Origin of the sequence: Cuspidothrix issatschenkoi CHARLIE-1 (assembly GCF_002934005.1) — a bacterium.
GTDB classification, from domain to species: domain Bacteria; phylum Cyanobacteriota; class Cyanobacteriia; order Cyanobacteriales; family Nostocaceae; genus Cuspidothrix; species Cuspidothrix issatschenkoi.
Map to the genome: position 1 here is coordinate 1 of NZ_PGEM01000176.1, position 9,200 is coordinate 9,200.

The window sequence follows — 9,200 nt, forward strand, 5'->3', positions numbered from 1 at the left end:
ATTGGAAAAGTTACATTTTGCCCTCAGATAAATTCCCTGTTCGGTAAGTATTCAGCTATAGCACTCGTTCATACCCAGATCCCCGACTTCTTTTACTGTGTCCATAAATGATATAGCAGGGAACAGGGAACAGGGAACAGGGAACAGGGAACAGGGAACAGGGAACAGGGAACAGGGAACAGTTTCAACTATCTGGATATCCTCAATTTCTCATATCCGACTCGACAAGGAAAAATGCAACTGTTTTGGGACTCCATTTGCCAAAACCTTGCACTTGCTTGTTCTTAAAATCCGCGAAACCCCTATTAATAACCGATTATAGCTTTATTCAGCAACCCCCCACATAAATATACCACTATATCGTTTATGAGTTATAATATACAAAAATAGGGTTATTAAAGCGACATTCTATGATTGGTAGTATTCTCCGGCAACGTTACAAGATTGTCAAACAACTAGGTGCAGGTGGGTTTGGTGAAACTTACCTTGCAGAAGATTTAGATATTCCCGTGACTCCTAAACCGGTTTGTGTGGTTAAGCGGTTAAAACCTACAGAAATTGCCCCAGATATTGTCCGTTTATTTGAACAAGAAGCACAAATATTATATCAATTAGGACAAAATCACGATCAAATTCCTAAATTGTTCAGCTATTTTCAGGAAGGACAACAATTCTATTTAATTCAAGAATTGATTGATGGATATGATTTAACTCAAGAAATAATACCTGGTAAAAAGTTAAGTGAAAATGATGTAATTCAACTATTACGAGATATTTTAGAAATCTTGGTTTATGTCCATGAAAATAAAGTGATTCACCGAGATATTAAACCTGCCAATATCATGCGACGCAAAAATGGAAAGTTAGTATTGATTGATTTTGGGTTAGTTAAACAAATTAATAATACAATTGCTTTAAAGTCAGGTTTTACGAGTCGGACTGTTGGTATTGGAACATATGGGTATATGCCTTCAGAACAGGGTTATGGTAAGCCGAAATTGAGTAGTGATATTTATGCTTTGGGGATGACAGTAATTAAAGGATTAACTGGAATTTCTCTGAATACATTATCAGAAGATGAGGATGGAGAAATTATTTGGAGTAATTTAGTTTCAGTTAGTAATAAATTAGAGCATTTTATTACTAAAATGGTGCGTTATGATTGGAGACAACGTTATAAAGATGCAAAGGAAGCATTAGAAGAATTAAATCAACTTTTTGGATTTGTTAAATTAGAAAATAAATCAAGTGAAGATTGGTTTACGGAACGTAATCAATTATTTGATTTACAAAAGTATGAAGAAGCAATTTCATATTATGATCAAGCTATTGCTATTAAACCTGACGATCATGAAGTTTGGTATAATCGCGGTGTTGCCTTACAGAAGTTACAAGAATACAGACAAGCGATCGCATCTTACGATCAAGCTATTGCTATTAAACCTGATAATCATGAAGTTTGGTATCACCGGGGTGTTGCCTTCGAGAAGTTACAAAAATACAGAGAAGCGATCGCATCTTATGATAAAGCTATTGCTATTAAACCTGACGATGATCAAGTTTGGTGTAACCGGGGTGTTGCCTTCGAGAAGTTAAAAGAATACGAAGAAGCATTAAAATGTTATAAAAAGGCAATTAGTATTTAACCGGATGATCAATTTGCTAATGCAGAAGAAAAATTAGCCAAAGTTAAACTAGCTTCTCTCATTGCTGATATTTTAGAACAGCAAGAAATCACACGCCAACAAGCTGCACAAATTTTAGGCTTAGAAATTGAAAAAGTCAATAATTTAACTAACGGTATTCTCAAAGAATTTACCATTGAAAATTTATTAAGTTATTTAATTAAACTAGGTCAAAATGTAGAAATAATGGTAACAAATCAACAGCCAGATAAATCTCAACCTAAAATTAATGTTGTTTATCAAAAAATTGCTTAATGGTAATAAGCTGTTGTGCATTTAATTTGTATAATTCTTGCGGGCAAGATGCCCGCACTACAAGAAATAACAACATTAGGATTATTAGATCTAGCTGCGTAACAGCTTAATTATCGACTGATAGCTTTAGTAGACTATCAATATCAAGAAGTTTATATTCGCCATATCCTTACCCATGCAGAATATGACAAACAAAATTGGAAACAAGACCCTTGGTACACCTAAAACTTATGTAGAATTAATTACCTCTTTTCCTCCCAAAAAAATCACTTCAGAGGAAGAACTAGCCATAACTCAAAATATTATTGATTCTTTATTAGATCAAGAAACTTTAACTACTGATGAACGAGATTATCTGCATTTATTAGGATTAGTAGTATCTGAATATGAAGAAGAAAATTATCCTGTAGCAGATATTTATGGAATAGAATTATTAAAAGTATTAATGACAGAATTGAATTTACAACCAAAAGATTTAATGCCAATTTTTGCCGATGAAACGATAATATCTGATATTTTTTCAGAGAAAAAGCCCCTAAACATTGAACAAATCGAGAAACTTAGTAATTTCTTTCATGTTTCTCCATTTGTGTTTTTAAAAAATTTTTAGTTGATGTAATGATTGCCAATAATAATAGAAGAATTTGATACTAATACCTTCCCCAATAAACCCTGAAACAAGCGCAAACCAAGTTGTTTACTCAAAATCAAGAGGATTGAATGTAATAGAAGATTGTGCAGTATGACGAACATAAAGAATATAGACAATATCCTCTTCAACAGTAAAAATTACACGGTATTTATTTCTTCCTTTCCCATATAAAAGTTGTCTTATCTCTTGAGGAAAATCATCATTTTCTCTAGCAAAAGGGCAACGTTTAGGTTTATCTTGCAAAGTAGCAATAGTATCCATTAAATCTCTAAATCATTGATCTGCATAATTAGGATTGTCTTGTTTTAACCAAAGATATGCAGTTTCTATTAGGACTTACGCAAAATAGAACGAAAGTAGGGGTAATTCATGAATTACCCCTACGAAATAATCAGGGTTGTAGTTACATCTTGCGTAAGTCCTATCTATTTCTAGTTTGGCATTACCAGTTAATTTAACCTGAAATTCCATGTTTTTGCTGCATTTCTTGAATAAACTGATTTAAAGATTGTGTGTTACCTGTGGCTATATCTTCTAATCCTTTCTTTATACCGATGAGAGTTTCTAATTTTTCTAATGTATCCAGTAATTGTTGATAAGCAGCAGCATCTTGCACTACTAATTCTGCTTTTCCATTAACTGTTAAAACTATAGGATTTCCCGTTTCTTTCATCTGATTAATCATTTCATTCGTATTGCGTTTAAAGGTTGAGAGTGACTGAATATCTCGACTTAAATTAATCATCAGAATTACTCCGCACTAAATTTGCGTCTAATTTAATGTTATCACACAAACATATAAAAATCCCCGACTCCGCAAAGAAGCCGGGAATCTATTAAACCAAAGCTGCTATCTTCCCCAATAAACCCTGAAACAAGCGCAAACCATCGCTATTACCTAACGCTTGATCTGCTGCTCTTTCTGGATGTGGCATCATGCCCAAAACATTACCTTGAAGATTACAAATCCCCGCAATGTTGTTGAGTGAACCGTTGGGATTTTCTTGATAACGAAATAAAACTTGTCCGTTGGCTTCGATTTCTGCTAAAGTGGTTTCATCACTGTAAAATCGCCCCTCTCCGTGAGCAATAGGTAAAGTGATAGTTTCTCCTTCCCCATAACCTTGAGTCCAAGGTAAATTATTACGCTCAACTTTCAAGGGAGAGCGATCGCATATAAAATGCAAATTCTCATTTCTAGTTAACGCCCCAGGTAATAAACCAGCTTCAGTTAATACCTGAAACCCGTTACAAATACCGATGACAAATTTACCCTGTTGTGCATGATTGACTACTTCCTGCATCACAGGAGAAAAGCGAGCGATCGCCCCACACCGTAAATAGTCCCCGTAACTAAAGCCACCAGGGACAATTACCACATCTATATCACTAATATCCGTCTCTTGATGCCAAATCATGCGCGTTGGTTGTCCTAGCAAGTCTCTAGTAACATAGGCAACATCACGATCACAATTAGACCCTGGAAAAACTAAAACACCGAATTTCATTGTTTGTTGGAGGAAAGGGAATAGGGAATGGGGAATTGGGAATAGGGAATGGGGAATAGGGAACAGGGAATGGGGAATTGGGAATTGGGAATAGGGAACAGGGAACAGGGAACAGGGAACAGGGAACAGGCAAATATATTTATTTTCAATTACCCATTACCAATTACCCATTACCAATTACCTAATTTCAAAATACGCCAGTTTGTGATTCTACCTCAATTAAATCAAAGCGATAATTTTCGATTACCGGATTTGATAACATTTGATCACAGATTTGATTTAAGTCTCGACGCGCTTTCATTTCATCAGGTGCGGTAATAGTTAATTCAATGTATTTACCAATTCTCACCTGTTCGACGTTTTCATATCCCATTTGTTTGAGGCCAGACTGTACAGCCACACCAGCAGGATCTAAAACTGAAGTCCGAAGCGTCACGAAAATTTTAGCTAAATATTTTATTTGCACGGGCTTTTTGCTGAATGCTGCGATCGCTATCCTATAACTTTTATGCTCCAACTGAGTAAAAATATAATGAACAGGGGTAATTCATCTAGCTTGCTTCCCAAAAGATATTACTTCTGATATAGATACAAACTTAACAAAAATTTATGAGAGCCATACGCACCCGTAGTCAAGAACGGATTTTAAACCTGCTACAAAATCTTAAACAAGGCATTTCTGCCCAAAATATTTACGTTGAACTGCGTAAGATAAATCAAAATATGGGTTTAGCCACAGTTTACCGTTCCTTAGATGCCCTCAAATTAGAAGGTTTAGTACAAGTGCGAACCTTGGCAAATGGTGAAGCTGTATATAGCTTAATTAAACAAGATAAACATCATTTAACTTGCTTACAATGCGGTGTTTCCATCCCCATTCACCAATGTCCTGTCCATGAACTAGAAAACCAATTACAAACCAGCCATCAATTTAAAGTTTTTTATCACACCCTAGAGTTTTTTGGCTTGTGCAACCAATGTCAAGGACGGGAAAACCCCGCCCCTACAGATTCTCGTTGTCTTTAATTGCTGGGAAAAAGGGGTTTGGGATCACCGCCATTATCTGAGACAATAGAACGGATGCCTTCTAAAGTAGCGGGAATATTGCGAGCATCCATGAACATAACTTTGCTGCTATCGCTTTTACCGATAGTCGTCCCCATATCCAAATAACTTAAAGCTAACAGCACATCAACCGCTTTTTGAGCATTGGGATTAGCCTTCATTTCTTGGGCAATAATTTTTGCTGATTCGGCGATCGCTTGTGCCTTTAAAACCTGTTGTTGACGTTCTGCTTGCGCCCTAAGAATGATTGCTTTTTGTTCAGCTTCTGCTTGCATAATTAGTGATTTTTGTCGGGCTTCAGCGTCTAAAATTTGGGCATCAGCCTTACCTCTAGCACTATTCACCGCAGATTCTCGATCACCTTCCGAAGTTAAAATAGATGCCCGTTTGCGTCGTTCCGCCGACATTTGTAACTCCATTGACTCCCGCACCGCTTGGGAAGGAACAATATCTCGTAACTCCACCCTCGTCACCTTCACACCCCAAGGATCAGTAGAAACGTCCAACTCCTGCAATAACAGTTCATTAATTTGGGTACGCGCCGTAAAAGTTTGATCTAACTCCAATTGTCCCATTTCGGCGCGAATTTGAGTTAATACCAAATTCACCATAGCTGATTGCAGATTTTCCACCTTATAGCGGGCTTTTTCCATATCTACGATCCGCCAATAAACCACAGCATCCACCTCAATTCCCACATTATCGCGGGTAATACACTTTTGGGGCGGAATATCTAAAACTTTTTCTCGAATAGTTTCTTCATAAACAACTTTATCAATAAAAGGGATCACAAAATTTAGCCCTGGTTGCATTTTTTTGTTATAACTACCCAATCTTTCTACCAAAGCTTCATTTCCCTGATTCACAACCCGCACAGATCCGGCAACAGCCGAACCACCAAGCGCTAAAAAAACAAGTAAAAAAAACTGTTCCATAATAATTTTCTGCTAATTTTTGCTATTAACCATCAAAACAAGAACTAACAACTCACAACTACTAACTCAACAAATTATCTGGCATCACAATTAAAGTTGTTCCCTCCCTTCGCACCACATAAACCATTTGTTGAGGTGACAAGCTGATTTTGTCATCATCACATCTTGCTCGCCAAGAATTACCCTCATATAGTACCCTCCCTACCTCTCCTGGTAAAATTTCCGTTAAAGTTTCTCCAACTAAGGCATCTTGAATTTTCGATTTCCGTCGTCGTGGTTGCAAAAACCGCCGACAAAGGATAACTAGCATAGTTGACAATAACAACCAAATTGCAACTTGTATCCACAAATTACCCACACCCAAGTAAGATAAAAGCCCTACCGTTAACGCACTAATTCCCATCATGAAGGAAACAAACGCCGACGGTAACAAAAGCTCAATTAAGCACAGAACCGATCCAGCCAACAGCCAAATTAAAGTAGAACTTGGCATAACGCTTTTCCTTTACAATAGATTTATTTGAATACACAGACACAGGGACTATTTACAGAAAAACAGCTTTGCTTCTTCTCCATTCTGCCGCTTTTGTTTTAACTTATATTATTTATCCGTGTTTATTCGCGGTTAATTATTGATTCCTGTAGTACATCCTAAAATTAAAAAATGTCCAGAATAGCTAAAAAAGTTAGGAAATCTGTACTGGATTAAGACGCGGTATACTGTATCTGCATTAATTCCCCATTTCATCAGTCATGACTCAAACATTGGATTTTATTAGGGTTTCTCCACCAGCAAAGCAACCACCGACTGCTGTAATTGTCAGCTTACATGGTTGGGGTGCAAATGCCCAAGACGTTGCATCTTTAATCCCTTATGTAAACTTACCTGAGTGTGAATTTCTATTACCAAATGCCCCCTATCCCCATCCTTATGCTGATACAGGTAAGGCATGGTATGATCTGCGAACAGAAAATATGTATGATGGCTTAACAGAAAGTAGACAACTGCTAATAGATTGGTTGCTATCCTTAGAAAGTAATACAGGTATACCATTATCACGCACCATTTTAAGCGGATTTTCTCAAGGTGGGGCGATGACTTTAGATGTAGGATTAACCTTACCTTTGGCTGGTTTAGTTGTGATGAGTGGGTATCCACACCCAGATATAGCCAAGCTGCAACAAAGCAGTTTTCCTCCTACATTAATCATGCACGGGACACAGGATGAAGTTGTTCCCCTCCAGGCAGCAATTAAGTCTAGAGAAGTGGCACAATCTCTAGGGGTAGCAGTGGAATATCATGAATTTGAAATGGGACATGAAATTAATTTACAAATGTTAGAAGTCTTACGCACTTTTGTTATTAACACAATTCGTTAACTAAAGTTACAAACTTTTTACAAATTCTGCGAAAAATCGGAAAAAATTTTACAAATTTCCGTCTCATTAATGAGTAAGATAGATGAGGTGGAAGCTTTTAGAGCAACTCCACCCTAGGCTGAATGCAAGTTGCTGCAAAAGGGAGGGGCAAGCATTATGAAAACTCTAAGCATTTCCAAAACAGAAATTTCTGCGATGACTGCCACAGAGGTGAAAGAATTGGCTACACGTCTGGAACTAGATAATTACAGTAATGCTTTTGAGGGTCTCAATGATTGGCATCTACTCCGGGCAATTGCTTTTCAGCGTCCAGAGTTAGTAGAACCCTATATTTACCTCTTGGATTTAGAACCCTACGACGAAGGCTGAAAATTTTAGATTTTGGATTTTAGATTGGGTAGGATGGGTTAAAAACATAGATAATTGAAGTTTTGCCCCAAAATGCCATTATTTGGAAATACCAAATCTAAACGGGTTCTTATTTGTGTAGGCGGTGGTATCGCCGCCTATAAAGTTTGTGAATTGGTTTCTACTTTGTTTAAGTCTGGGGTAGAATTGCGCGTTATTCTGACTATATCTGCCCAAGAATTTATCACTCCTTTAACTTTAGCTACTTTATCTCGTCATCAAGCTTACACAGATAACGATTTTTGGCAACCTATCTATTCTCGTCCTTTACATATCGAGTTGGGTGAATGGGCTGATTTAATTGTCATCGCGCCTTTAACTGCTAATACTTTGGCTAAATTAGCTTATGGCATGGCGGATAACTTATTAACAAATACGGTTCTCGCTTCTACCTGTCCTGTACTGTTAGCACCTGCCATGAATACGGATATGTGGGAACAGGTAGCGGTGCAAAGAAATTGGCGGCAGTTGTTGACAGATGCTAGGTTTTATGGTATGGGTACAGCATCGGGTTTATTAGCGTGCGATCGCATTGGTGCTGGGAGAATGGCAGAACCCGCCGAAATATTTGTTTATATCCAATCTTTATTACACACCCAAGGAAACAGAGATTTAGCCGGAAAACAGGTTTTAATCAGTGCTGGGGGAACGCGAGAATATTTAGACCCCGTGCGATTTATTGGCAATCCCTCAACTGGTAAAATGGGTTTAGCATTGGCACAGGCAGCACTACACAGAGGCGCGAAAGTAACATTAGTCCATTGTCCAGCCAGTTGGGAAGTACCTTTGGGAGTAGAAGCAATTGCGGTAGTTAGTGCAGAGGAAATGCAGCAGGTCATGTTCAAGCATTTAGCCAATGCAGATATTATTATTATGTCAGCCGCAGTGGCAGACGTAAAGCCTAGAGATTATAGTACCGAAAAATTGCCCAAGCGATCGCTCCCCGAACATCTTCCCCTAGCAGCAGTACCGGATATTGTCGCCCAAATCGGAAATTGTAAACAACCCCATCAATATTTAATAGGTTTTGCAGCACAAACAGGCGATATTATTACTCCTGCGAAAGAGAAATTGCAAAGAAAGAAATTAGATGCAATTGTAGCGAATCCTATTGATAAAGTTGATAGTGGTTTTGGGAGTGATCATAATCAAGCGGTGTTTTTAGATAAGTCAGGAAGAGAGGTAGAAATTCCGGCTTGTTCTAAGTTAGAAATGGCGCATTATTTGTTTGATTTTGTTGTTTAATAGAATAAAATCATGTCCGGTTGAACACTTATATAGCAGGGAACAGGGAATAGGGAACAGGGAACAG

Annotated in this window: 13 protein-coding genes and 1 pseudogene; 8 read left to right on the forward strand and 6 right to left on the reverse strand. The window is 37.6% G+C overall.

The features are described 5' to 3' along the window. Positions 1 to 410: 410 nt before the first annotated feature. From CUN59_RS19095 to CUN59_RS19110, 4 genes and pseudogenes are all read left to right on the forward strand, one after another. Positions 411 to 1,646, forward strand: coding sequence for a protein kinase domain-containing protein (locus tag CUN59_RS19095; protein WP_104389324.1), 1,236 nt, complete (start codon positions 411 to 413; stop codon positions 1,644 to 1,646). Between the two features lie 18 nt (positions 1,647 to 1,664). Then, positions 1,665 to 1,940, forward strand: a pseudogene (locus CUN59_RS22540) (XRE family transcriptional regulator); the annotation flags it as partial. Between the two features lie 120 nt (positions 1,941 to 2,060). Continuing rightward, positions 2,061 to 2,165 (forward strand): type II toxin-antitoxin system HigB family toxin, encoded by a 105-nt coding sequence (locus CUN59_RS19105; protein WP_243406996.1) that lies wholly within the window; start codon positions 2,061 to 2,063, stop codon positions 2,163 to 2,165. Beyond that, entirely contained in the window at positions 2,125 to 2,550 is a 426-nt protein-coding gene (locus tag CUN59_RS19110; RefSeq protein WP_104389325.1) for a helix-turn-helix domain-containing protein, read from the forward strand. The genes CUN59_RS19105 and CUN59_RS19110 overlap by 41 nt, the downstream gene beginning before the upstream one ends. Positions 2,551 to 2,637: 87 nt before the next feature. On the opposite strand, the gene CUN59_RS19115 is transcribed toward CUN59_RS19110, so the two are convergent. The 4 genes from CUN59_RS19115 to purS form a co-directional block, all read right to left on the reverse strand. Beyond that, positions 2,638 to 2,853 (reverse strand): type II toxin-antitoxin system RelE/ParE family toxin, encoded by a 216-nt coding sequence (locus CUN59_RS19115; RefSeq protein ID WP_243406995.1) that lies wholly within the window; start codon positions 2,851 to 2,853, stop codon positions 2,638 to 2,640. Between the two features lie 193 nt (positions 2,854 to 3,046). Beyond that, complete coding sequence (locus CUN59_RS19120; RefSeq protein WP_104389326.1) at positions 3,047 to 3,337, reverse strand: type II toxin-antitoxin system Phd/YefM family antitoxin; 291 nt, start codon at positions 3,335 to 3,337, stop codon at positions 3,047 to 3,049. Positions 3,338 to 3,428: 91 nt separating this feature from the next. After that, the gene (gene purQ / locus CUN59_RS19125; protein ID WP_104389327.1) at positions 3,429 to 4,100 is read right to left on the reverse strand and encodes a phosphoribosylformylglycinamidine synthase subunit PurQ; all 672 of its coding nucleotides are present in this window, start codon (positions 4,098 to 4,100) and stop codon (positions 3,429 to 3,431) included. 187 nt (positions 4,101 to 4,287) lie between these two features. Further along, positions 4,288 to 4,566, reverse strand: a complete 279-nt coding sequence (gene purS, locus CUN59_RS19135) for a phosphoribosylformylglycinamidine synthase subunit PurS (RefSeq protein ID WP_104389328.1) — start codon at positions 4,564 to 4,566, stop codon at positions 4,288 to 4,290. 143 nt (positions 4,567 to 4,709) lie between these two features. On the opposite strand from purS, the gene CUN59_RS19140 reads away from it, so the two are divergent. Then, positions 4,710 to 5,126 (forward strand): Fur family transcriptional regulator, encoded by a 417-nt coding sequence (locus CUN59_RS19140; protein ID WP_104389329.1) that lies wholly within the window; start codon positions 4,710 to 4,712, stop codon positions 5,124 to 5,126. Here CUN59_RS19140 and CUN59_RS19145 read toward each other — a convergent pair. Together CUN59_RS19145 and CUN59_RS19150 are read right to left on the reverse strand one after the other, a co-directional pair. Continuing rightward, positions 5,123 to 6,100: an SPFH domain-containing protein gene (locus CUN59_RS19145; protein WP_104389330.1), complete on the reverse strand. Its 978-nt coding sequence runs from the start codon at positions 6,098 to 6,100 to the stop codon at positions 5,123 to 5,125. The two genes, CUN59_RS19140 and CUN59_RS19145, sit on opposite strands and share 4 nt — an antisense overlap. Positions 6,101 to 6,161: 61 nt before the next feature. Continuing rightward, positions 6,162 to 6,593 (reverse strand): NfeD family protein, encoded by a 432-nt coding sequence (locus CUN59_RS19150; RefSeq protein WP_104389331.1) that lies wholly within the window; start codon positions 6,591 to 6,593, stop codon positions 6,162 to 6,164. Between the two features lie 260 nt (positions 6,594 to 6,853). On the opposite strand from CUN59_RS19150, the gene CUN59_RS19155 reads away from it, so the two are divergent. The 3 genes from CUN59_RS19155 (at position 6,854) to coaBC (ending at position 9,133) form a co-directional block, all read left to right on the forward strand. Then, positions 6,854 to 7,480, forward strand: a complete 627-nt coding sequence (locus CUN59_RS19155; RefSeq protein WP_104389332.1) for an alpha/beta hydrolase — start codon at positions 6,854 to 6,856, stop codon at positions 7,478 to 7,480. 156 nt (positions 7,481 to 7,636) lie between these two features. Then, positions 7,637 to 7,849 (forward strand): protein IsiD, encoded by a 213-nt coding sequence (isiD, locus tag CUN59_RS19160; RefSeq protein WP_104389333.1) that lies wholly within the window; start codon positions 7,637 to 7,639, stop codon positions 7,847 to 7,849. 72 nt (positions 7,850 to 7,921) lie between these two features. Beyond that, positions 7,922 to 9,133 (forward strand): bifunctional phosphopantothenoylcysteine decarboxylase/phosphopantothenate--cysteine ligase CoaBC, encoded by a 1,212-nt coding sequence (gene coaBC, locus CUN59_RS19165; protein ID WP_104389334.1) that lies wholly within the window; start codon positions 7,922 to 7,924, stop codon positions 9,131 to 9,133. Positions 9,134 to 9,200 lie beyond the last annotated feature (67 nt).